21 protein-coding genes are annotated in these 22,602 nt (G+C 39.2%); 11 read left to right on the forward strand and 10 right to left on the reverse strand.

The window, feature by feature from the left end; translation table 11 throughout:
* Nucleotides 1-23 precede the first annotated feature (23 nt).
* From ACPF7B_RS04050 to ACPF7B_RS04070, 5 genes are all read left to right on the forward strand, one after another.
* The gene (locus ACPF7B_RS04050; protein ID WP_490506494.1) at nt 24-1,274 is read left to right on the forward strand and encodes a cytochrome b; all 1,251 of its coding nucleotides are present in this window, start codon (nt 24-26) and stop codon (nt 1,272-1,274) included.
* Nucleotides 1,271-2,092, forward strand: a complete 822-nt coding sequence (locus ACPF7B_RS04055; protein WP_490506352.1) for a cytochrome c1 — start codon at nt 1,271-1,273, stop codon at nt 2,090-2,092. Before ACPF7B_RS04050 ends, ACPF7B_RS04055 begins: the two co-directional genes overlap by 4 nt.
* 96 nt (nt 2,093-2,188) lie before the next feature.
* On the forward strand, nt 2,189-2,797 hold the full coding sequence (locus ACPF7B_RS04060; RefSeq protein WP_490506353.1) for a glutathione S-transferase N-terminal domain-containing protein: 609 nt from the start codon (nt 2,189-2,191) through the stop codon (nt 2,795-2,797).
* 16 nt (nt 2,798-2,813) lie between these two features.
* Nucleotides 2,814-3,302 (forward strand): ClpXP protease specificity-enhancing factor, encoded by a 489-nt coding sequence (locus tag ACPF7B_RS04065; protein WP_490506354.1) that lies wholly within the window; start codon nt 2,814-2,816, stop codon nt 3,300-3,302.
* 80 nt (nt 3,303-3,382) lie between these two features.
* Entirely contained in the window at nt 3,383-4,069 is a 687-nt protein-coding gene (locus tag ACPF7B_RS04070; RefSeq protein WP_490506355.1) for an esterase/lipase family protein, read from the forward strand.
* A 97-nt stretch (nt 4,070-4,166) separates the two neighbouring features.
* Here ACPF7B_RS04070 and xseA read toward each other — a convergent pair whose 3' ends face one another.
* Entirely contained in the window at nt 4,167-5,522 is a 1,356-nt protein-coding gene (gene xseA, locus ACPF7B_RS04075) for an exodeoxyribonuclease VII large subunit (protein ID WP_490506356.1), read from the reverse strand.
* Nucleotides 5,523-6,308 (reverse strand): nucleoside triphosphate pyrophosphohydrolase, encoded by a 786-nt coding sequence (gene mazG, locus ACPF7B_RS04080; protein ID WP_490506357.1) that lies wholly within the window; start codon nt 6,306-6,308, stop codon nt 5,523-5,525.
* A 682-nt stretch (nt 6,309-6,990) separates the two neighbouring features.
* Between mazG and kdsB the strand changes: the two genes are divergently transcribed.
* The 5 genes from kdsB to rplI all read left to right on the forward strand — a co-directional run bounded on the left by kdsB (nt 6,991) and on the right by rplI (nt 9,979).
* Nucleotides 6,991-7,749, forward strand: a complete 759-nt coding sequence (kdsB, locus tag ACPF7B_RS04085; RefSeq protein WP_490506358.1) for a 3-deoxy-manno-octulosonate cytidylyltransferase — start codon at nt 6,991-6,993, stop codon at nt 7,747-7,749.
* Nucleotides 7,750-7,824: 75 nt separating this feature from the next.
* A complete protein-coding gene (gene asd, locus ACPF7B_RS04090; protein ID WP_490506359.1) occupies nt 7,825-8,679 on the forward strand; it encodes an archaetidylserine decarboxylase in 855 nt (284 codons plus the stop codon).
* Nucleotides 8,680-8,843: 164 nt separating this feature from the next.
* Nucleotides 8,844-9,245, forward strand: a complete 402-nt coding sequence (rpsF, locus tag ACPF7B_RS04095; protein ID WP_490506360.1) for a 30S ribosomal protein S6 — start codon at nt 8,844-8,846, stop codon at nt 9,243-9,245.
* Nucleotides 9,246-9,288: 43 nt separating this feature from the next.
* The gene (gene rpsR, locus ACPF7B_RS04100; protein WP_026879079.1) at nt 9,289-9,513 is read left to right on the forward strand and encodes a 30S ribosomal protein S18; all 225 of its coding nucleotides are present in this window, start codon (nt 9,289-9,291) and stop codon (nt 9,511-9,513) included.
* A gap of 19 nt (nt 9,514-9,532) precedes the next feature.
* Nucleotides 9,533-9,979 (forward strand): 50S ribosomal protein L9, encoded by a 447-nt coding sequence (gene rplI / locus ACPF7B_RS04105; protein WP_490506361.1) that lies wholly within the window; start codon nt 9,533-9,535, stop codon nt 9,977-9,979.
* A 158-nt stretch (nt 9,980-10,137) separates the two neighbouring features.
* Here rplI and ACPF7B_RS04110 read toward each other — a convergent pair whose 3' ends face one another.
* The 7 genes from ACPF7B_RS04110 to ACPF7B_RS04140 form a co-directional block, all read right to left on the reverse strand.
* Nucleotides 10,138-10,914 (reverse strand): SapC family protein, encoded by a 777-nt coding sequence (locus ACPF7B_RS04110; RefSeq protein ID WP_490506362.1) that lies wholly within the window; start codon nt 10,912-10,914, stop codon nt 10,138-10,140.
* A 101-nt stretch (nt 10,915-11,015) separates the two neighbouring features.
* Nucleotides 11,016-12,386 carry a cytochrome c gene (locus tag ACPF7B_RS04115; protein ID WP_490506363.1) on the reverse strand — a complete coding sequence of 457 codons (1,371 nt, stop codon included), beginning with the start codon at nt 12,384-12,386 and terminating at the stop codon, nt 11,016-11,018.
* A gap of 8 nt (nt 12,387-12,394) precedes the next feature.
* Nucleotides 12,395-12,970 (reverse strand): (2Fe-2S)-binding protein, encoded by a 576-nt coding sequence (locus tag ACPF7B_RS04120; protein WP_490506495.1) that lies wholly within the window; start codon nt 12,968-12,970, stop codon nt 12,395-12,397.
* A 26-nt stretch (nt 12,971-12,996) separates the two neighbouring features.
* Nucleotides 12,997-15,942, reverse strand: coding sequence for a xanthine dehydrogenase family protein molybdopterin-binding subunit (locus tag ACPF7B_RS04125; RefSeq protein ID WP_490506364.1), 2,946 nt, complete (start codon nt 15,940-15,942; stop codon nt 12,997-12,999).
* 253 nt (nt 15,943-16,195) lie between these two features.
* Entirely contained in the window at nt 16,196-17,389 is a 1,194-nt protein-coding gene (locus ACPF7B_RS04130) for a cupin domain-containing protein (RefSeq protein WP_490506365.1), read from the reverse strand.
* A gap of 97 nt (nt 17,390-17,486) precedes the next feature.
* The gene (locus tag ACPF7B_RS04135; RefSeq protein WP_490506366.1) at nt 17,487-18,212 is read right to left on the reverse strand and encodes a YoaK family protein; all 726 of its coding nucleotides are present in this window, start codon (nt 18,210-18,212) and stop codon (nt 17,487-17,489) included.
* A gap of 25 nt (nt 18,213-18,237) precedes the next feature.
* Complete coding sequence (locus ACPF7B_RS04140) at nt 18,238-19,956, reverse strand: nitrilase-related carbon-nitrogen hydrolase (RefSeq protein WP_490506367.1); 1,719 nt, start codon at nt 19,954-19,956, stop codon at nt 18,238-18,240.
* Between the two features lie 285 nt (nt 19,957-20,241).
* Between ACPF7B_RS04140 and ACPF7B_RS04145 the strand changes: the two genes are divergently transcribed.
* Nucleotides 20,242-21,612, forward strand: coding sequence for a phosphohexomutase domain-containing protein (locus tag ACPF7B_RS04145; RefSeq protein ID WP_490506368.1), 1,371 nt, complete (start codon nt 20,242-20,244; stop codon nt 21,610-21,612).
* Nucleotides 21,613-21,753: 141 nt separating this feature from the next.
* Here the strand turns inward: ACPF7B_RS04145 and ACPF7B_RS04150 are convergent, their stop codons facing one another.
* Nucleotides 21,754-22,545, reverse strand: coding sequence for a hypothetical protein (locus tag ACPF7B_RS04150; RefSeq protein ID WP_490506369.1), 792 nt, complete (start codon nt 22,543-22,545; stop codon nt 21,754-21,756).
* Nucleotides 22,546-22,602: the final 57 nt, after the last annotated feature.

Below are 22,602 nucleotides of genomic sequence, written 5' to 3' on the forward strand. Positions count from 1 at the left end.
TGTCAACTCAAACAAAATCAAGAATGGAACGTTTAGGAGATTGGATCGATTATCGCATCCCATATAAACGAGCTCTTCGTACGCACGTTACGGAATATTACGCTCCTAAAAACTTCAACTGGCTTTATGTATTTGGAGTTTTAGCAGGCGTAGTGCTTGTAAACCAAATTCTTACCGGTATTTGGTTAGTAATGTACTATAAACCCGATGGGGCTTTAGGTCCCACAGGTATTCCTATTGCATATGCTTCTTTAGAAACAGCAGTAATGCGCGATGCAAATTGGACTTGGCTCATACGTTACATGCATGCTGTCGGTGCATCAATGTTCTTTATAGTGGTCTATATGCATATGTTTAGAGGCCTAATCTATGGTTCACATAGAAAACCACGCGAACTTGTGTGGCTTTTTGGTATGTTGATCTATTTAGTTCTCATGGCTGAAGCCTTTATGGGATATGTACTGCCCTATGGTCAAATGTCATTCTGGGGAGCGCAAGTTATCATCTCTCTTTTCGGTGCGATTCCATATATTGGTGATACTTTAGTAACGGGAATTCGTGGTGACTTTGTTATTTCCGAAGCAACATTAAGCCGTTTCTTTGCGCTTCACGTAATTGCTTTACCATTAATCCTTGTCGGATTAGTTGTAGCTCATATCCTTGCACTTCATCAAGTGGGTTCAAACAATCCAGATGGTATTGAAATTAAAGATAATCTTGATGAAAATGGTAAACCTCTTGATGGTATCCCATTCCACCCTTACTACACGGTGCATGATACATTTGCTGTGGGCATATTCTTAATCTTCTTTGCGTTGATTATTTTTTATATGCCAGATATGTATGGATTATTCTTAGAATCACCAAACTTTGAACCTGCAAATCCACTTGCAACGCCTGCACACATTGCACCGGTTTGGTATTTTACACCGTACTATACAATCCTTCGTGCTGTTCCATCATGGTTTGGTACCCAAATCTGGGGCGTTATCGCAATGGGTGCTTCTATTGCTGTTCTCTTTGCACTTCCTTGGTTAGATAGAAGCCCAGTACGATCAATCCGTTACAAAGGAGCTTTTATCAAAATCATGATTGCCCTCTTTGTAGTATGCTTCATTGTTCTTGGTTATCTTGGCGTTGTGCCTGCAAATGATACAAGAACATTAGTAGCTCGTATCTGTACTGTTTATTATTTCGTTTTCTTCCTCGGTATGCCATGGTGGTCCAGATGGGGTAAAGTGAAACCAGTTCCAACAAGGGTGACAATGAAATGAAAAAAATCATAACTTTTTTAACAAGCTGTTTGATGTTAATTGGTGTCACAGCAAATGCGCAAACATCGGAAGAGTTAACTGCAAAAGCACTTGATAAGCTCGGTAACCCGCAAATTAACTTAAACAACTATGATTCGCTTCAATCGGGCGCTCGTCTTTATGTGGATTACTGCTTAGCCTGTCATTCACTTGAATTTCAGCGCTACAATATCACCGCACGTGATATTGGCCTCGAAGAAGAAGACATTCAAAAACTGATCAATACTGGAAGTTACGACTCTCGTGAGGCTGAATTTATACGCACTAAAGATGGAGATCTTATCCATACAGCCATGGATCGCAATGATGCTAAATTTTGGTTAGGTGTTGCACCACCAGATCTGTCAACCATTGCAAGAGCAAAAGGTCCTGATTATGTATTTAAGTATCTGCTCTCTTTCTATGAAGATGATAGTCGTCCTACAGGAATGAATAATATCGCTTTCCCAAATGCTGGAATGCCACATGTACTTGCTGAATTACAAGGTACTCATAAACCTGTTATTGAGAAAGTTGCAATTGGTGAATGTGATATGAATAATCCTGATGAGTGCCAATTTGAAGAGGTCGTTGTAGGTCTTGAAAAAGGTACTGACGGAGCAATGAGCGAGCTTGAATTCCGTAAGTCAGTTAATGATTTAACAAACTTTCTAACCTATGTTGCAGAGCCTGCACAATTAGAGCGTAAAAAATATGGCCCATGGGTCTTAGGCTTTTTAGTGATCTTTACGATCCTAGCTTATGCTCTAAACCGTGAATACTGGAAAGATGTTAAATAATTGTTATCTTTCATAGTTTAGAAAATGTTATAAAATGGGTAAGGAGCAATTCTCAAGTAGTCTTGCTCCTTACTTGCGATTAAGGAGATTAAATTTATGTCAACAAGACGTACAGGCTTTACCCTATTTACTGAGAAAAATTCTTTAGATGGTGATCGTGTTAAAGTCACTCTTTTAGAGAAAAATATCACTTGTGAGACAGTTATTGTCGATCCTAATAATCCACCTGAAGATCTACTAGAGGTTAATCCTCAGGTGATTCTTCCGACATTAATTACACGTGAAATCGCAATTTATCATACAGACACTATTTTAGAGTTTCTTGATGAGCGTTTTCCTCATCCACCATTACTCCCTAATGACCCAATTGTACGTGCTAAATTTCGTTTAACACTTAAAACGGTTGTCAATAATTGGTATCCTTTAGTTGAAAAACTTATCGGTAGAAAAACAGCGGACAATAAAACAAATAAGGCAATTGCAGATTTATTAGTCACTTATACTCCACTATTTGCACAAACCAATTACTTCCAAAATGATGATTTCACACTTATTGATGCGACAATTGCTCCTTTCTTATGGTGGGTTAAATATCTTGAGATCCCTCTTCCTAAAAAAGCACAACCAGTTTTAGATTATTACGATCGTTTAATGGAAAAAGAGAGTGTAAAACTCGCATTTGATAAAAAAGAGAAAACTATTTAAAGGATATAAGTAAGTGATGACTTCTAACAAGCCTTACTTCATTCGAGCACTTTATGAATGGATATTAGATAATAATTGCACACCATATATTGTGGTAGATGCAACACTTCCGTTTGTTGAAGTTCCACAACAGTTTGTATCTGAAGGTCGAATTATACTCAATATTCTCCCCTCTGCTACTCAAAGCCTCTATCTTGGAGATGAGTGGATCACTTTTTCAGCACGTTTTTCTGGTGTATCAGAAGAAATTAATATCCCTATCGGCGCTGTTGTGGCTATTTATGCTCAAGAAAATGGGGAAGGAATGGGTTTTAAGACTGAAGCATTACCAAGTGATTACTTCACCGAGACTCAACTACAAACGCCAAGTAAAACTACATCTCGTAGACCTGCATTAGATATTGTTGATCAATCATCTGAGTCACCCGAAAAAGAGAAAGATACGGGATTAACTGAAGTGAAGAAGAATAGCACTAAAAAACCCTCTCTTAAAATTATCAAATAAATAGTTGCTCAAAAATCTGCTCAATAGCAGATTTTTTTTATACAACACTTATAACTGATACAAGACTGTCAAGGGATACTATGAACAACCCGATTGGATCATCTATAAAAACTATTGTATTAGTACATGGCTTATATCAATCTAGCTTTATCATGAAAGTTTTAGGAAAACGTCTGGAAAAACTTGGATATTCCATCCTCTACTTCGACTATCCAACACTCTGGCGTAATTTACATCAAAATTGCCAACGCTTTAGAAGATTTCTCGATGAACTTCAAACGCCTTTTGCCATTATTAGCCATAGTCTTGGTGGATTATTAACGCTAAATACTCTCAAGACCTATTTCTTTCCCCACTTGAAAAAGGTAATCGCGATTACTCCACCCTATCATGGCTCACAAATTGTGAAATATCTATCACAGCACCATTTTGGTATTCTCATTGGGAAATCACAAAGCGCACTTTACCCAGGATCCCAACTATTAAGTTGGCCATTTATTAATATCCCACTTGGGGTCATTGCGGGTACAAGAGCATTTGGACCCTCTTCACTTTTATTAGAAAAACTTACAGAGACTATTCCAAAGGACAAGTATCTCAACGATGGCACTGTTTACCTTAAAGAGACTCAAATCGAAGGAATGACCGATTTTACAACACTCGATCGTTCACATACCGCAATTTTATTTGATAAACGCTTGCCATTACTCTGTGATCAATTTTTAAAACACAATCACTTTATCAAAAACTCACTACGGCAGTTATAAGTATGCGATCAATGTTATTTTGTTTTTCTTCCATGCGCATTTGACTCCGCAGATCCCCATATCACATATCAATAATACCTAGTTATCACTGATATCCTTAAGGTTCGATATCCTTAACGATTGTATGAATTTTTCCATCAGGAATCTGAACTGTTAATACATCGCCTTTGGTTACTTGAGTAATCGATTTAACAATTTGCCCATTAAGCGTTGTCATTGAATATCCTCTCAATAGAATATTCAGCGGACTTAAAATTGATAATTTTTCTACCAATTGCAGAAACTCTTTATATTTTTGTTGTTGTTTAAACGTTATCATTTTTTCTAACTGTTCGGACAACCCTTGAAATTTTTGAAAATATTGTTGTTGTTTTTCAGTCATTAATCGTGGCTGAAGTTGCTGTGCTAACTTTGCAAAATCTGTGTATGTTTTCATCTGTTTCTGTTTCATTAGATATTGCAGTTCAGCATTTAAACGTTCAAATTGTTGTTTGAACGTTATCAATTGAACTTTGGGATCTCTACGAATCAAACGATGAGATACTCCCTTCAATTGATTGTGTACTAGATCAATTTTACGAAGCATTAACCGGTTTAAACGCTCGCGAAAATCATTTAATACCTGATAAAGTTCATCACGGGATTGAGAAGAATATTTCGCTGCTATCGAGGGCGTCGGAGCTCTTAAATCTGCTACAAAATCCGCAATCGTATAATCCGTCTCATGTCCAATCCCCGTAATAATCGGGATAGAGGAAGCAAATATTGCACGAGCAACGACTTCTTCATTAAAAGCCCATAGATCTTCAATACTGCCACCACCACGAATAACCAAAAGTAGATCGCACTCATTTTCTTGATTCGCTCGCAAAATCGCATCCGCGATTTCATGCTCTGCACCCGTACCTTGTACGCGTGTATTGTAAAGCTTTAAATCAATATCAGGCCGATGACTTGCGAATATATTCAAAACATCCTGCAATGCCGCAGCTGTGGATGAAGTAATAATTCCTACCCTGCTTGGATGAGCAGGGATGATTTGTTTATAACGGGAATCAAATAAACCTTCTTGCGCTAGTTTTTTCTTTAGTAATTCAAATTGTTGATGCAGGTCACCCTTCCCAGCCTCTTCGACCTTTGATACGATAAATTGGTATTCACCTCTTGGTGAATAGACCCCTATTTTCCCTGTGAGTTTAATCTTTTGACCACCGACAATCAACCCCCGATAAAGAATCGCCTGGGCTCGCCAAATTACAGCTTTGATGACTGAACCATCATCTTTCAAGTTAAAGTAAATATGCCCCGATTGCGGGAAAGCAGCATTCGAAACCTCCCCCTCTACTTGACAATAAAAAAACTGCGATTCCAAACAATCTTTTACAGCACTATTGAGCTGACTAACCGTTAATACATTCTGATTATCACGATTCTCTAGGGATTTATGCCACATTTATAGCCCCTTTTTCTTTGCGCTATCCCATCGAGCATCAAGCTCTTCAAGCGACATCTCAGTAAGCGGTTTATCTGCATTAGCTTCAATATCCGAAAAACGAGCACGGAATTTCATATTTGTACGATTTAATGCAGTCGATGGATCAATATTTAGAAAACGAGCAACATTGATCAATGAGAAAAAAAGATCACCAAGTTCATTTTCTATTGCATCACGTTCGTTGAGCAGCATCGCTTCTTCAAACTCCGCTTTTTCCTCTTCTACTTTTGCTAAAACATCAGAGAAATTATCCCAATCAAATCCTACTGTCGCAGCTTTTTCTTGAATCAATTTTGCCTGCTCCATGGGTTCTAATGAAAAAGGAATCGTGCCCAATAATGAGCGTCCTTTAAATTCCTTCCCTTTTGCTAATTGCTCCTCGTGCTTAATACGCTCCCAATCTGTTTTTTGCTCTGCAACACTACCATAAACCTTACCAGCAAAAACATGAGGATGACGACGAATCAATTTTTCGGTTAATGCCTGCATCACATCTTGAAATGAAAATTGCGATTTTTCTGTCGCGATCTGTGCATGAAGCAAGACTTGCAAAAGTAAATCGCCGAGCTCTTCTTGAAGATTCTCAGCATCATGTAAGATAATTGCATCAATCACTTCTGCACTCTCTTCTTTTAAGAAAGGAATTAAAGATTCATGTGTTTGAGCACGATCCCAAGGGCAACCATTCTCAGAACGTAATGTTGCAATCACTGCTAATAATTGATGTAAAGTTGTATCTTTCATTGATATCTAGCTCTAATTGTAGAGCCATTATCATAGCGAATTTATTGTAAAAATTCACTTTTAGCAAACTGATTAAATACGACTTTAAAAATTCCTAAAAGTTGTCAGTTTTTATATGTCAGCAAAAAATAAATTTACTTTTGCATGCAAAAATGACAATACATCGTTTATTCTTAGAATAAAATTATTAACGTTATTTAATCGTATAAATAGAGCATTTTTAAAAAAATATGAAGAATGTTTGACTTTGCTACCTTGACTTTTAAGGTTTCTACTCTCAAGAAATAGATACCCACAGTTGCTGTGGATAACATTGGGGATAACCTACCTAAAAGAATAACAAAAGGCATAAAAATGCCAACTTTGATTATATGCCCAAAAATTATACACGTTTAGAACTCACTGATATCAATTGATTTCAAGAATCATAAAATATTTTTATAAGTTTGATAGAGAATGCTCTATTTATCGAAACTCTCAAAAGTTGTGAATAAGTCAAGCCAAAAAACAATTAAATTTCATAAAAAAAACTTCCATAAAAAGTTCACGATTTATCGTCTTAAATTTTATACAGAAAAAAATTTACGCAAATAATATTTATTCTAATAATCCTCAAAAAGGAGTTAGGATTGATTTTTTGAAATTGATATAATGCCTTTTTCTACAAAATAGATGGGCTGTTATGGATTATATAATTGTTATTCCCGCACGCTTACAGTCGTCGCGTTTACCTCAAAAAATGCTCCGAAACCTTGGCGGACAACCACTCATTGAACGAACTTGGCATAGTGCTAAAAAAAGCGCTGCAAAGCGGGTCATTATCGCCACGGATTCTCAAGCAATTTATGATCATATGCATGCATTAGGAGCAGAGGTTGTTATGACAAGTAACACGCATGAATCAGGCACTGACCGGCTCAGCGAAGTATCAAAAATATTACAATTTCCAGAAGATCAAGTGATTGTTAATTGGCAAGGTGACGAGCCTTTTTTATCGACAGATTTTATTGAATTAGCCGCACAAACGCTCATTAAAAATCCCAATGCTGCAATGAGTACACTAGCAACACCACTCTATGATTGGACAGAAATTCACGATCCTAATGCTGTGAAAGTTGTACTCAATGAAGCGGATGAAGCGCTCTACTTTTCCCGCGCACCGATTCCTTATCAACGAAATAATATGCAAACTACCGGCATAATTGAGGGGGAAACACCTTACCTTCGTCATATCGGGCTTTATGCTTATCGGGCTTCCTTCTTAAATCAGTATCCTCATCTTGTCTCATCACAACTTGAAACTCTCGAAAAACTTGAGCAACTTCGTGCATTAGCTAACAATTTCACCATTAGTGTTGCTATCTCACTTAAAACGCCGCCTCCTGGCATTGATACTGAGAAAGATTTAATTACTGCTGAAAAATGGATCCAAAATCAGTAGAATATCGCTAATTATTTCAAACGAAGATAGATACGCTATTTTCGTCTCCCAATCTCTTTATACTACCGAGATCTCATGTTTAAAATTTATTCTATACAACGTGTTTCATCGTGGTTATTTCGAAAAATTACCCGTATCCGCGCGACTTGGTTCAAAAACTTTTTTATCAAACAATTTGCTAAACTCTACAAAATTGAGTGGCAGGATTATGCAAGACAGTCGCCTGATGAATTCGCAACCTTTAATGATTTCTTTACCCGAGAGCTCAAAGAAGGTGCTCGACCCATCGAAAGTGCGGATTTTGTGTCACCCGCTGATGGAAAGATTGCCGCCTTTGGACAACTTGATAAAACAACATTTATTCATGCAAAAGGTCATCAATTTACTTTAGAAAGTCTCATTGCCGATCCAATGCTTGCAGCACAGTTTGCTGATGGACAATTTGCAACGGTATATCTCTCTCCTCGAGATTACCATCGCATTCATATGCCTATTACCGGAACACTACAAAAAACCATTCATATCCCTGGAAAACTTTATAGTGTTTCACTAAAAATGACAGAAGAAATCCCAGCACTTTTTGCAGAAAATGAACGGCATATCTCCCTTTTTAATACTGAGAAAGGAAAAATGATTCTGATTCTCGTCGGTGCGGTGAATGTCTCAAGCATCGAAACAGTATGGGCTGGCGCGGTTACTCCACCTTACGGCAAAATATTACAGTACAGTGACTACTCTCACGAGGCGATCACAATTGCAAAAGGTCAAGAAATGGGGCGTTTTAATATGGGCTCAACGGTCATTATGATTACCGATAACAATGAATTAAATTTCACCGATCTAATTAGTGAGCACTGTCCCATTAAATTAGGTGAAGCGCTGCTCACAGAATCCATTGCAGAGAATTTAGAAGTTAGCTCGGCAAAATAATAATTACGATATTAAAGATTCCACTTACCCTACTTTCCTTTATACAAAAAGATGGGTATAATACCGAGCTTGATTTTGACCTTTTTAAAGGTCTTGGTCTCCTTGTCTTTTAGTCAGTAATAAAAGACTTTAAATTATTTTTAAATCCATAAGGAGCATGAATAATGCGTCATTACGAAGTAGTATTTCTGGTTCATCCAGACCAAAGCGAACAAGTTCCTGCAATGATTGACCGTTACAAAGCAATTGTAACTGACAATGGTGGGGCAATTCATCGCTTAGAAGATTGGGGTCGTCGCCAACTTGCTTACCCAATTCAAAAAATCCACAAAGCACATTACGTTCTCATGAATATTGAATGTGACAAAGCAGCTTTAGAAGAGCTTCAAAGCGCGTTCCGTTTCAATGATGCTGTCATCCGTGATCTTATCATTAACAAAGAAGAAGCAGAAACAGAACCATCTGTCATCGCAGCTAAACCTGAGCGTCAAGTAGAAGTACGTGAAGAGATTGAAGTTGAAGTTGAAGAAGATGACAGTGCAGATGATGAAAGCGAAGAAGCTTAATCCTCTAAACTCTTTCCTATAGATATTTTAAAGGTAAAAAATTATGTCACGTTTTGTTCGTCGTAGAAAATATTGTCGTTTTACCGCTGAAGGCGTTAAAGAAATCGACTACAAAGATGTAAACTTATTAAAAAATTACATCACTGAAACAGGTAAAATTGTACCGAGCCGTGTAACGGGTACAAGCGCACGCTATCAGCGTCAACTTGCAACTGCAATTAAACGCGCTCGCTACATTGCATTGCTCCCATACACTGATCAACACTAATTGTCCAAAGGGAGATACAATGAAAGTTATTCTTTTAGAAAAAATTGAAAATTTAGGTTCTCTTGGTGACACAGTCGATGTTAAACCAGGATATGCTCGTAACTATTTACTTCCAAAAAGCTTAGCAACAGAAGCAACTCCTGCAAATATCGAGCGTTTCGAAGCGCGTCGTGCAGAGTTGGAAATGCGTCAAGCAGATCTTCTTGCAGCTGCGACTGCTCGTGGTGAGAAACTTGCAGGTTTAGTAATGACGATTGCTGCAAATGCAGGTTCTGAAGGCCGTTTATTTGGTTCAGTTACAGCACAAGATATCGCAACATTAATTACAGAAGCAGGTGTTCCTGTTGATCGCAAAGAAGTTCGTATCAATGAAGGTGCGATCCGTTCTTTAGGTGAGCACGTTGTAACACTTCATTTACATGCAGATGTAGATGTAGAGATCACTGTTAACGTTACAGCTGAGTAATTAGTATTAACATTAATAAAAATTAATAAAATTCATCCTAAGACAATGAATCAAAAAAACCCACTAAATAACATAGTGGGTTTTCTTTTTTTAATGCTCAAAATTTCGCTATAAAAATAGGATGAAAATAAACTAAATACCTGGATTATCTCTATTAACTATTTTACCTTTGGCTTACTAGCCTCTTTTGAGGTAGCTTTATTAAGGGCATTACGCTTTTTAAAAAGATCATAGAGCATTGGGAAGTTATTCATTGAATAAAAATGAGCAAATACCCACCCTAACATCCCCATATTATTCATCTGTTCTAATGTTTCAGCATCCACCTCTCGGAATTTAGCTTCATCAATGAGATAGATGTTATGCACATCAAATGACTCGCCTTTACCATCTTCAATTGTGACAACTTTACTTTCGAGTAACTCTTTCTCTAATAATACCCCTACAAAATCGCGTGTTCGCTGCATATCTGCATTATAATTCATTAAAAAATTAAGGATATTCTCAAGATATTGCGAATTCTCGCCCTCTTTTGTAAATAATTCTTGCCCTTTTTTATTATTCAGTCCCTCATATTGCTTATCTATACAGACCGTTAACTGTTCATCATCCTTTCCTGTTTCAGCCAGTACAAATGGATAACGGCGAATAAATGCAGGAATATAGATCTCTTCGGGCCATTCACCATTCGATTCTACAAAAAGATTTTGCTGATCTTGCAGACCTAAAAGTGCAATTGGGATGAAGTTTTCTTCATTTTTTAAAAAGACTACGGGATAGTTTTTTGCAGCTTCAAAAAATTCAGTGCCCGCAAGTGGTGCCCAATACATATCCTTTACGAAATCATATCGATTTAGAGGCTCTAATTTTAAATCTGCATGTGTATCTCTTGAAAGTGCCTCAATTTCACGATAAAAAAGCATATTATTACTCATACCATCTTTTTCCTTTATAATTCAATAAATAATGCTACTTAATTTGTAGTTTGTAGTCATTTCATCTAATACAGCATTAATACAGCATCTATATATAAATCTTACGGCTCTTCAGTATTACTTCCGTTAGATACAGATTGTACTCCTTGCTCCGAAAAGTGACTCTCAAGATCAGGACGTTGCTCATTGCCCCACGTTTCTCGTAGCCACGTTAAAATATCGGCAATCTCTTTATGACTTAATTTTCCTATAAATGCAGGCATCGCATACATTCGCTGTCCGTTAGTGTAATTTGTAGTCGGTAACCCCTTTAAAACAACAGCGATAAGTGTCGCTGGATCACTCATCTCAATCACGCCATTATTTCTCAAACCTGGCGCTACATTTGGAATTCCCTCACCCTCTAGCCCATGGCAATTGGAACAAGCACTGATATAGAGATCATATCCGGCGACTTTATCGCCTTTTTTCATAAAACCTGCAACTTGATTCATAATCACAGGAGACTCTTGCGCATTGAGTAACCGTCCATCTTTACTTGTCATAAGATAGGTCGCAATCGCTTGAACATCACTCTCATTCATCTGACTTGTAGAATGTTGTACTACTGTTTCCATATCTAAAAATGCTGTGCCAAATTCAGAAATACCCGTTTCAAGATATTTTTTTAAGCTCTCAACACTATAACCTCTTTTTGCAAGTCCCTTTGCGGTGATATTGGGAATGGATAATCCATTTTCATACCCGCCTTCCAATGCTTTGGAGAATTTTACCCCCATCATAAAGTTTCTCGGCGTATGGCACGCACCACAATGTGCTAGGCCTTCGACTAAATATGCGCCGCGATTCCAATCAGTCGAGCGTTCACGATCAACGCTGTACGTTCTATTGGGAAAATTAAAGAGTGTCCAAAAATTCATAAAGCGCCGAACTGGCAAGGCAAATACTCCACTATTTTTAGCATTAGGTACCGCCATTGCCGGAATACTTTTAAGATAGGCATAAAGTGCATCAATATCCCGATCGTTAGTAATATGGGTAAATACAAATGGCATCGCGGGGTAGAGATTTCCTTTATCCTTACCGATTCCCCATTTCATTGCACGATGGAAATCCGCGCGACTATAACTACCAATACCATAACGTCGATCCGGGGTAATATTCGTTGAAAATATTGTCCCGAAAGGTGTTTTGATCTCTACACCTCCTGCGCCCATTGGACCATCGGGGCGTGAATGACATCCAAAACAATCACCAGCGAGCGCGATTTCTCTACCGCGAGGTATCAATTGTTCGATTTCATCCTTACTCAAAGGTTTCTCAAAGCGACTGTCAACGGCACTTGAACGAAAAACCCCTGCATAGGTTAATATTGCACCAATAATCAATAACAACAATAATGAGTAGAACCAGCGTTTAAAACGGCCTTTTCTGACAGGGCGATAATCACCATAATGCGCTTTATATTTCATTTTCACTCCTAATCCACAACGCAACCTGGCGTTGCTAATGCGACATCACGAATTGCTTCATAGTAACGAACATATCCGGTACAACGACAGATATGATCATTTAGAGCCTCTTCTATCGCACGCTCTAGCTGATCTCGTTTTATCGGTTGACGATTAAGACGGTCTAAAAAGACTGTTGCACCGGTCACAAATCCTGGCGCACAGTAACCGCATTGAAAAGCAAAGTTATCAATAAAAGCCTGCTGAATCGGTGTAAGCACAATTTTTCCATCAGGATCTTTTGAAGCTTGTCCTTCAATAGTAACGATATTTTTCCCTTCAAAAAAATGCGCTCCATAAATACAAGTTCGCACCTCTTCCTTAGTACCATCGGGTAATATCTCCATCACCGTACAAGCATGACAAACGCCTTGCCCACATCCAAAATGCGTACCGGTAAGATCTAAATACTCATGAAGAAAGTCGATCATGGACATCGCTAACGGCACCTGTATTGGACCAACTTTCTCACCATTAATAATCAGTGATAAGGCTTTACGCTCTAATCCTGTGTATTGTGGATTGTCATTAATTTTGGCATTCATATTATGATTTTTACGACTATTACTCATTATTCTGCTCGCTTCTCATTTTCTGGATTTTCATATATTGCTCGCAATTTCGCTGGCGTAATCGGGAACTGATAAAACCGTTTACCAGTAGCATGAGCGATGGCATTTCCAACAGCTGGTAAAATTGGAATCATCCCCAACTCTGCCATTCCTTTCGGAGGCGATGTTTCGGAGAGCGGTGGTAAATAATCAGCCGTCTGCGTCCATACCGCGACATCTTTTGCTCGCGGAAGAATATAGCGATTAAAATTCCAAGTACCATTCCCCGGCCCTTCTTCATAGAGCGGTAACTCTTCCATCAATGCATGCCCAATACCCATCGCAGTTCCGCCTTGTACTTGCCCCGATACAAGCTCTGGCACAATCATGGTGCCAGGATTCATTAACATATGATGTGACATAATCTCCACATCACCAGAGAAAGTATCGATATTAAGTTCAACCAGACAAGAAGCTGGTGTTACCGTTGTAGGATCTGCACCAGAGCGATCAGTATCAGGAAAATAAGCAATATTGCGTTTGATAAAATCATAACCGCCAGTCATCATTCGGGCTTTCAGTGCTTCAGAGGCACCATCGCCATATTTCACAGCAAGCGCATCAAGTGGTAATTCTCTTACCCCAACAGTTGGGATATTAAATTCTGCTCTTGCCCATTGCCAACTAGAATATGCATGAACTGCAACACCGGTAATTAACCCCATTTCATGGGCTTTCTTAGCCAAAACCTCAAATGGAATCGGCGTCATTCCTCCACCACCCAATCCTGCATCGCTAATCCGAAGATCACTCAACTCAACATTCAGACTGTTAAAACTACCGCCACCGATACCTTCACTCCAAATCGCTTTTGCCGCAGGCCAAAGACTATTTTCTAAAAGAAATTTTCCCGCCTGCCGCGTTCCAAAACCAATGTAATAGACCCCACTTGAAGAGCTCATATCAGGAATTAATCCCGGCGTCCAATAAGGATCCTCTTTTGCTAAACGGTTTTGTTCCTTTTGATCCGCCCAACTCGTACGAAGGGGTAATTCTGGAAAGTCAGTTACACCAAATTCCACATAATCAGGCGCTTTCCCAAGGGCATTCCAAACCATCACTTGCTGAGCAGTTGTCCCACCGGTTCCAATCTCTTGCACACAATGACGCATCGATAATTGGCCATTAGCATCAAACTCTAATGAAAGGATAGTCGGTACACCACTTGAGCCATAGACTTGTTGTACCTGCGCAAAGCCGACACCATATTTTTTCCCAGGATTTTTTCGCTCAAAATTCTCTTTTTCTAGATCTCGCCGCTGCCAAACGGGATGTTTCTCTGCCATTTCGAGCATCTCTATATTACGAGGATCTCCTGCAAAAACACCACCTTGGGTATTGGTATACCCTTCTTGAATCGCATTACGCTTACGTAATTCAATGGGATCAATTTTAAGAGTATTCGCGATCTCATCGACCATTAACTCCGTAATCGCCATCGATTGAAGCGATCCAAAACCACGCATTGAACCAGCTTCAACCGCTGTCGTTGCCATTGCTAAGGCCGTTAAATCTGATTTTGGAAAATAGTAAATCGATTGAGCACCACGTACCGCAACATGCGATACCGCCACAGAAAGATTTTCGCGTCCACCCCCGTTACAGTTATAAGTACCTTTTAAAATCTCAAACTTCCCCGTTTCACGATCGGCGGTAATAGTAACATCCATCTCTACTGAATGACGCTTCATTCCCATTTGAAATTGCTCATAACGGGTATTCGCCATTCTTACCGGTAAACCATTACTATAAAAACTCGCAACCATCGCATAGATAGGATAAACCGAATAATCTTTAGAACCGTAACCCACGGTTGAACCTGTTAAAAGTAAGATATCGCGAATATCTTTAAAGTGACTATTCTTCACTAAATCTGCCGCCATATTCACAACACCTGCCGGCGATTGTGTCGCCGTTAAAATATGGAGCGTCTTTGCGGGTTCATCGTACCAAACATTACAATTATCAGGTTCCATTGCCGATGGATCAATCGATTGAGAGAATCCTTGACGATTGAGCACCAATTTCTTTGGATTATTTTTTGCAGTCGCGATCTCTTCGGCAATTCGCTCAGCATGTTCAATCGCGACTCGTTGAACCTCTGGCTTTTTATCTGCCTTCTCAAGCGCTTTGATAAATCCCCCACCGCGATTACGATAACGAAGACTTTGAGTTATGTGAGGGGTTGCGATTGCTGATGGTGGCCAGAGAACTTCATTGCCGTTAAATACACCTTTCGCCGCTGCATCTTGGTAAGGTGAAAAAATTGATGGCGAACGTGGCGTATCGCCCCCTATCCGAACATAACGCGCAGCGCCATAATTCGCGGGAGGATTTTCACCTGTCACTTCCCCGTAGGTAATCGCTTTATCATTAAATTGAAGTTTTTTAAAAGCGGCATTGTAACGTGCAAAATCAGTATAGATTAAGATTGCTGCAGGATGTCCATAAATTGGTGGCGTTTCCCCTTTTGGTAAGAGAATATTTTGTCCATAAAAATTAGAGCCCATACTCGTATCTTGTGGGATATTGAGCCCATCACGCGCTAAATCTTCTTGTAACACGATACGGTCAGGTTGAAGTTCGCCGCCAAGACTTGAAAGATCAATGCCCTCAAAAGTACGATTCACCTTCGTTGTTTTAAGCATAAAAGCATAGGCCTGCTTCGATGGCCAGCCTTCGATATCTTTTGCTCGGTAATCACGGGCAAAGTTTTTTTGTCCCGTCACTTTGCGAATCGCATCCCAACGGTAACGAGGTTTTCCATCAGATCCCATCCAATCTGTTGTTGTAGGACCAGAATACATTTCGGTAGCTTGTGCCAATGGTAACTTTCCAACCATTAACGTCATACCCCCGACTACTCCTACTTTCATAAATCCCCGTCGGGAAATATTGATGCTCATAGCTCTTTCACTCCAAGTTTTCCTTACATAATTGTACTTTTAGTTAATAATATTTTTATTGAAAATTTAACTAAAAAGACCTTTAATAATTTTCCCTATTCTACCTCTTTCAGAAAACTTATTTATACCAAAATAGTTATTAATTGATATAAATAGTCCGTTTAGCAATGAAAAGAATAAAAAGGTCAGCGGGATATATCCTTCACTGACCTTTTGTAATTCATCTAAGAGCTGTGATTACTGCATCAATGCTCTACTTTCCTTCCGGCTTTTTATACCAAATAACTGGCTCTGGTCGATCTTGATGAGGCAATGATGCGGCTTCATCAAATGTCATATTGAGGTGATCTGCCACAATTTGTGTTGGTGTACTTGCTAACCATTCATTTAAAGAGATATCTGAATAACGAGAAATTGGATATGCATCGGGGCGTTTAAAGACCTCGATAAAACGTACGGGTTCATCGCCAATATTTTGAATGTAATGACCGGCCACAATTGGTACAACTCCTACATCCCCGGCCTGATAATTAAATGTTCGCGCAGTACCTTGCGAATTAAATACCGTCATTCGCGCTTTTCCTTGTATGAAATAGAGCCATTCGGATGCACGTGGATGCCAATGAATTTCACGCATACCGCCCGGCTCAATCTCAACAAATGCCGCAGAAATTGTTTTAGCTGCGGGGAAGTTGCGCTCATCAACAAAGTATACTTCTCCTGCTTCACATTTTAAGGGCTCAACCGAATCTCGATGAAATGTAAAGGGTGATGGAACATCGCCATGACGATTGTGTTTACGAACGATTTCGATCTTATCAGGTACCGCGCCTTTAAAAATATATTTTTCTACTTGTGGCAAGTTTTTAAGCTCTTCAACGCTCTTCTTAAAGTTCGCGGCAATAACATCTTGGGGAATATGTGAGATAAGTTCCGTTAATAAGAATGTATTATTTTCAGAGAAATCTGCTTCACTAAATACCAGTAAAAATTCACAACCTTCATCTAACCCCTGAATTGAATGGGGAATGCCCGCTTCAAAGTTCCAAATATCGCCGGCTTTTACATCATCAATAAAAATTCTACCATCTTCATCAATCGCTGTTACGCGCGCATTTCCATAAATCATGTAGCCCCATTCTGCTTCTTTATGCCAATGAAGTTCACGATAAGCACCCGGCTCAAGCGACATATTCACGCCCGCAATATCAAGCGATGCAGGTAACTCACGATTGGTAATCTCACGTGTCCAACCACCTTCTTCTAGACGCATATGTGCATCTGAAAAACTGAAACGCAAATTAGGAATCGTGCCATGATCTGTTGGTGGTGGTACTAAAATATCGGGATTCTCTGCATCACGCATATGGTTACGAGGACCATGATCAATCCAACCTTTACCATCAGATTTACGAAATGGTTGTTGTGTATTATTTTCTTTTGACATATTAAATCTCCGCTATTTTTTGACAATAAAATCAATTAAAACGACTATAAACACTTGCTTGAAGAGCTTAAATCCCACCCATTTAGAAAATCTTTAATTAAGTAGGGTCAATAACTTTCCCTTCATTACGTCCAATAAAGAGCGTATAAAAAGCAAGTAGTAATAATAGAGCTGCCGGCAAAAAGAGTGATTTTTCTTGGAATAAGATCGTAAGATGTGTTCCAGTAAATCCACCAAAACCGAAGCCTAATAGAACAAGGAAAAAAAGTGCAGCAAGTTTTAAAGTCCCTTTTTTGCCGCCAATAAATTGCATTAGATAACTAAATGCCAATTGCACTACGAGCGTCACCGCAACGTTACCGTAGAGCATGCCTTTAATTTTGTGAAAGCCATTCCCTTGCATTCCACCAATAAAGGAGATAATGATACAGATCCATTCAATAGAGAGTGTTTGCTGCCAAATTCCAGTTGCAATAACTGCAATAATTACAGCTTCCAAACAGAGAATAAAGAAACTCCAAGATCCTTTTTGATCATGTTTTGCAAAGAGTAGTTCCACGAGCATAGTGAGCATCGAACCAAGCCCAAAAGCCAATACAGTGATTGCAATAGTTGTAAGATGATGCCAATTTTTGGTCGCAATTGTTTCGCCAAGAAGTATGATATTCCCCGATTGTACGGTGCTAAAAATCGTCGCGACGTGATAAGTGTAACCATTAAGCGATCCTGCAATAATTGCCAAAATAAAGGCAATAAAGGGTTTCTCCATAATAGGTAATGAATGCGTTAACAACATATTTTTTGGTAAATTATTCTGACTCATTCTTCTTCCTCCTTTAAATACAAAATTATTGCACTAAAGGCTGAAACCAAATTGGCATCTGCCCCTGTATTAGTTGTTCTTGATTAATCCATGTATAAGGTGCAGGTATAGTTGTTACTAAACGTGCTTCTAGTTCACCCAGTTTTGGTATTAATGTGGGAGTTAAAACAATCGGTTCAGGTCCATATATGCCCGCGCCTGTAAATGCCCCCTCTTGTCGTCCACCACAGACAACCCAAAGTTGATTCGTCGTTGCTGCTGCATAAGGGTAGAAATCTGCAATACCTGTGGGTGGATTGGGGACGCTATACAATTTTGCATCAATTTCGGTTTTAAGTGAGGAAGGTTTTCCATTCGGCGCTGCAATAATATCTGCCCGCAAAGCGCTAAACATCCCCGTAAATTCTGCCACAGATAATTCAGAAGCTAATGCTAAACCAATCCGCCCAATTGCAGTAGGCACAATCACAATCTTTTCACCGCTACTTGCCCAATTTTGATCCCGCTCATTGAGATGCGTCGCTCGATAACGACCCAAAATTGTCCCTTTAGGTCCTGCTAAAATCACGGTATGATAAATTCGATCATCTGCGATTTCAGGATAACTGCCCACTATGTATCCTTTCCCTTGGCTCGCTATTTGACAAAGTCTTTGCTCAAATTCCTCACCCTGTTTTTCTGCTTTTGCAAGAATTGCGGCAACATCGTCATCGCCAGAAATAGAGCTTAGTTCAGGTAAAACATAGAGCGTATTATCATCCACGGTAATCGTCTCAAAGTGCGTCTCATCTAAAGACCACTGCGCAGCGACTAGGGTTGTTTGCGTTGAAGAACAGGTGGCATTTGCATCTGTTGGTGAGCGATGGAGTGCCAAGTAAGGATGATAAAGAGTTGGTCTACGACGTTTAAGATGGTATTCACGCATTTTCTCGGCATCATCAAGATCAATCTCAGCACTATAAATACCATTAATACCCGGCAAAATCTCGACCGGAGGAATAACAGGCGCACCCGCTACGCGATGACCTTCTGGTGACCAAATACTAGAGCCACCGTTATAGTAGAGCTTCGTTTTATGTAGTGGATTAGTTTCGATACCGCTTCGTGTTGCGCAAATTACCCATACACCATTATAAGCGCTCATATATTGCACATGAGAGACAGTCGAATGATCGTTTTTTTTCTCATTAATCGGTGCATCCGGCATCATACGATCTGATACTGAATGCCAACCAATTATCTCTGCCCCTTTCAGCATTGCAATGCGGGCATATTGCCAATAAGTATCGTCATAGCAAATTAAGAGCGCAATCTTGCCAATCGCCGTTTCAAAAACAGGTATTCCGAGATTACCGGGCGCAAAGATTTTTTGATCTTGAGAATTCAGCCCATTTTTACGATAAATACCAATAATCCCCTCTGGCCCCATTAACACAGCACTATTGTATGCAAGTTCCGTAGCTATATCGCGCTCGGCAATCCCCACACTGATGTAAAGATTAAACTCCTTCAATAGCGGTAAAATACGCGCCGTCATCTTTCCAGGAACAGTATCCAAATAAGGAGCTATTTCGATGAAATCATTAAATAAATACCCACTTAATGCCGTTTCTGGGAAAACAGCATAAGTAATTCCTTCATTTGCTAGTTGGGGAATGACTTTTGCAAGACGATCGATATTACCTTGTAAATCGCCCCAAGCAGGAACAAAGTCAACAGCAGCAACTTTTAGAGATTGAGTCATTGAATTTGCCCTCATCCGCGCATCATAAATGTAAATTATTAGTTTTTATTATATATTAATATATAACCAAACATTTACAAAAATTACAATTAATTTATATATATTTTATATTATTTTTATAAAGATATCGATTTAAATCAATATTTCTTATAATGCTTTACATATTGATCGGATAATTCCCATTTTCAATTATTGCGAATGATCAGTCGCACTTCCCTTCTTCACTCTGCTAAAATAGATGAATTGAAAATTATTACGAAAAACTGTAACAATGAGGATCCTATAATGGTGTCACTAACAGCATTCAAAGCCTACGATATTCGTGGAAAGCTTGGTGAAGAGCTTAATGAAGAATTAGCTTATAAAATCGGCCGTGCTTATGGCGATATCTATCAACCGAAAAAGGTTGCCGTAGGTGCCGATATTCGCCCAACGAGTGAATCGCTCAAAAAATCGATGATAAACGGCTTAACTGATGCAGGAGTGGATGTATATGATCTTGGTATGACGGGCACGGAAGAGGTTTACTTTGCTGCCTTTCATCTTGATGTAGAGGGAGGCATTGAAGTGACAGCCAGTCATAATCCCATTGATTATAACGGGATGAAACTTGTACGAGAAAATGCGCGTCCAATCGGTATGGAGAGCGGACTCAAGGAAATCCATGACAAAGTGGTTGTTGGGCAATTTAATGAACCTTCTCATAAAGGAAGCGTTACTACTTATAATATTGTGCCGGAATATGTTGAGCATCTCTTGCAATACATCAATCCTGTCGAAATTCGCCCCCTTCGTTTAGTGGTAAATGCTGGTAATGGTGCTGCTGGACATGTGATTGATGCCTTAGAAGCACGTTTTAAAGATCTCAATGTCCCCATTGAATTTATCAAAGTGCATCATGAGGCAGATAGCTCATTCCCCAATGGAATCCCTAACCCGCTTTTAGTTGAAAATCGTGACAGTACTCGAAAAGCCGTATTGCAGCATAATGCGGATATGGGCATTGCATGGGATGGCGACTTTGATCGCTGCTTTCTCTTTGATGAAAAAGGTGGCTTTATTGAGGGATACTACATAGTTGGCCTTCTGGCACAAGCCTTCTTAACACAAAAACCAGGGGCTAAAATTGTTCATGATCCACGTTTAATTTGGAATACCTTAGCAGTTGTAGAATCCCTCAACGGTGAGGCGATTCAATCAAAATCGGGGCATGCCTTTATTAAAGAGGCGATGCGGGAAGAGAATGCGATCTACGGTGGTGAAATGAGTGCGCATCACTACTTCAAAGATTTTGCCTATTGTGATAGTGGTATGATTCCGTGGCTGTTAGTCGTCATGCTTCTCTCAAAAACAGGCAAACCACTTTCAGAACTGGTGGGAGAGATGATTCAACAATTCCCTTGTAGTGGTGAAATCAACTTTAAAGTCACCAATTCAAAAGCGACCATTGAACGAATTTTAACGCACTATAAGCCACTCAATCCCGAAATAGATACAACCGATGGAATTAGCCTCAACTTTGGAGAATGGCGTCTAAATGTACGTGCATCAAATACCGAGCCGCTCCTTCGTCTCAATATCGAATCAGATCGGGCTAAAAATCCACGCCCTATGGCGGAATATATTGCAGAGTTATCGGCACTGATTGAGCAGTAAACAGTGCATTCATCTCTCTGTTAACATTCTATTGAATTACTTTTTGCTCAAAAAGATAAAAGCTGATGAGTTACAAAATCATCAGCTTCTGTGTTTCTAAAGGAAGTTTTTACATAACTACTTCTTAAGATAATGAAATAATTACGACCAATCGATCCATTGAGAACCTACCACTTGATGCACTAACGTTGCTAAATCTTGCATCTTTTTAAAGGAGTTAATCCCTGAAGACCCTCCAAAAAATGGCGTAATAATAAGATGTGTATCGCTATAAGGGAGTTTACAATAACTAATAGTAATCTCATTCAGGGAAGCTTCTTGCAATGGTATAGCTTCTGTGCCAAAGAATCGTACAAACTTGGACCACGATGTTTTACCGGTGGCAATAATCACCTCGGGATTATTCTCTCTAACAAGCTTTTGGAAGAATGCCCCACGATGAACTTCACACCACTCTTCATAAGCTCTACGGGCAAAAAAGCCGCTGAATCTCGCTCGATTTTCATCCCAATCGTGATCATGCTCTGGGGAATTGAGTGGAAACAGATTCATCTTAAAACCAATGCCATTTGGATCATTGAAACAAATTTTATTTTCGACAACAAAATCATCATATTGATAGGAATCACTCATATCAATACCAAGATAGTAATTGATAAACCAACATATTTTCTGGTTGACTCCTGTTGTCACTGCATCAATAAATCCATCTTTCCAGGAAATATTTTGGCTAAAATCCCGTAAACGCTCTTCATGATCTTCATAACCCGAATCCTTCATGACTGTTACTAATTCTTGCCCTTCTTTACCCTCTTCCCACTTTAAATTACCGCCCCATTCTAGACCACAAAACCAAATCTTCGATCGTAAGTTCCCGCCATCACAACCATAAAATGATAGAGCTAATGCTTCAAAATTCTTACCTACTGCCATAATTCCTCCCCATATTTTTATAACTCAAATAGCTATCGATAAGTTTATTAGTATAAT

Source organism: Ignatzschineria sp. 22MB058224, from assembly GCF_058188435.1.

What these genes read in the sequence shown, in the direction of transcription:
- asd (WP_490506359.1), top strand. Translation starts at nt 7,825, where the DNA reads ATGTTTAAAATTTATTCTATACAACGTGTTTCATCGTGGTTATTTCGA.
- ACPF7B_RS04140 (WP_490506367.1), bottom strand. Translation starts at nt 19,956, where the DNA reads ATGACTCAATCTCTAAAAGTTGCTGCTGTTGACTTTGTTCCTGCTTGG.
- ACPF7B_RS04055 (WP_490506352.1), top strand. Translation starts at nt 1,271, where the DNA reads ATGAAAAAAATCATAACTTTTTTAACAAGCTGTTTGATGTTAATTGGT.
- ACPF7B_RS04070 (WP_490506355.1), top strand. Translation starts at nt 3,383, where the DNA reads ATGAACAACCCGATTGGATCATCTATAAAAACTATTGTATTAGTACAT.
- ACPF7B_RS04145 (WP_490506368.1), top strand. Translation starts at nt 20,242, where the DNA reads ATGGTGTCACTAACAGCATTCAAAGCCTACGATATTCGTGGAAAGCTT.
- xseA (WP_490506356.1), bottom strand. Translation starts at nt 5,522, where the DNA reads ATGTGGCATAAATCCCTAGAGAATCGTGATAATCAGAATGTATTAACG.
- ACPF7B_RS04050 (WP_490506494.1), top strand. Translation starts at nt 24, where the DNA reads ATGGAACGTTTAGGAGATTGGATCGATTATCGCATCCCATATAAACGA.
- ACPF7B_RS04110 (WP_490506362.1), bottom strand. Translation starts at nt 10,914, where the DNA reads ATGAGTAATAATATGCTTTTTTATCGTGAAATTGAGGCACTTTCAAGA.
- ACPF7B_RS04150 (WP_490506369.1), bottom strand. Translation starts at nt 22,545, where the DNA reads ATGGCAGTAGGTAAGAATTTTGAAGCATTAGCTCTATCATTTTATGGT.
- ACPF7B_RS04135 (WP_490506366.1), bottom strand. Translation starts at nt 18,212, where the DNA reads ATGAGTCAGAATAATTTACCAAAAAATATGTTGTTAACGCATTCATTA.
- ACPF7B_RS04130 (WP_490506365.1), bottom strand. Translation starts at nt 17,389, where the DNA reads ATGTCAAAAGAAAATAATACACAACAACCATTTCGTAAATCTGATGGT.
- ACPF7B_RS04060 (WP_490506353.1), top strand. Translation starts at nt 2,189, where the DNA reads ATGTCAACAAGACGTACAGGCTTTACCCTATTTACTGAGAAAAATTCT.
- mazG (WP_490506357.1), bottom strand. Translation starts at nt 6,308, where the DNA reads ATGAAAGATACAACTTTACATCAATTATTAGCAGTGATTGCAACATTA.
- ACPF7B_RS04125 (WP_490506364.1), bottom strand. Translation starts at nt 15,942, where the DNA reads ATGAGCATCAATATTTCCCGACGGGGATTTATGAAAGTAGGAGTAGTC.
- ACPF7B_RS04120 (WP_490506495.1), bottom strand. Translation starts at nt 12,970, where the DNA reads ATGAATGCCAAAATTAATGACAATCCACAATACACAGGATTAGAGCGT.
- kdsB (WP_490506358.1), top strand. Translation starts at nt 6,991, where the DNA reads ATGGATTATATAATTGTTATTCCCGCACGCTTACAGTCGTCGCGTTTA.
- rpsF (WP_490506360.1), top strand. Translation starts at nt 8,844, where the DNA reads ATGCGTCATTACGAAGTAGTATTTCTGGTTCATCCAGACCAAAGCGAA.
- rplI (WP_490506361.1), top strand. Translation starts at nt 9,533, where the DNA reads ATGAAAGTTATTCTTTTAGAAAAAATTGAAAATTTAGGTTCTCTTGGT.
- rpsR (WP_026879079.1), top strand. Translation starts at nt 9,289, where the DNA reads ATGTCACGTTTTGTTCGTCGTAGAAAATATTGTCGTTTTACCGCTGAA.
- ACPF7B_RS04065 (WP_490506354.1), top strand. Translation starts at nt 2,814, where the DNA reads ATGACTTCTAACAAGCCTTACTTCATTCGAGCACTTTATGAATGGATA.
- ACPF7B_RS04115 (WP_490506363.1), bottom strand. Translation starts at nt 12,386, where the DNA reads ATGAAATATAAAGCGCATTATGGTGATTATCGCCCTGTCAGAAAAGGC.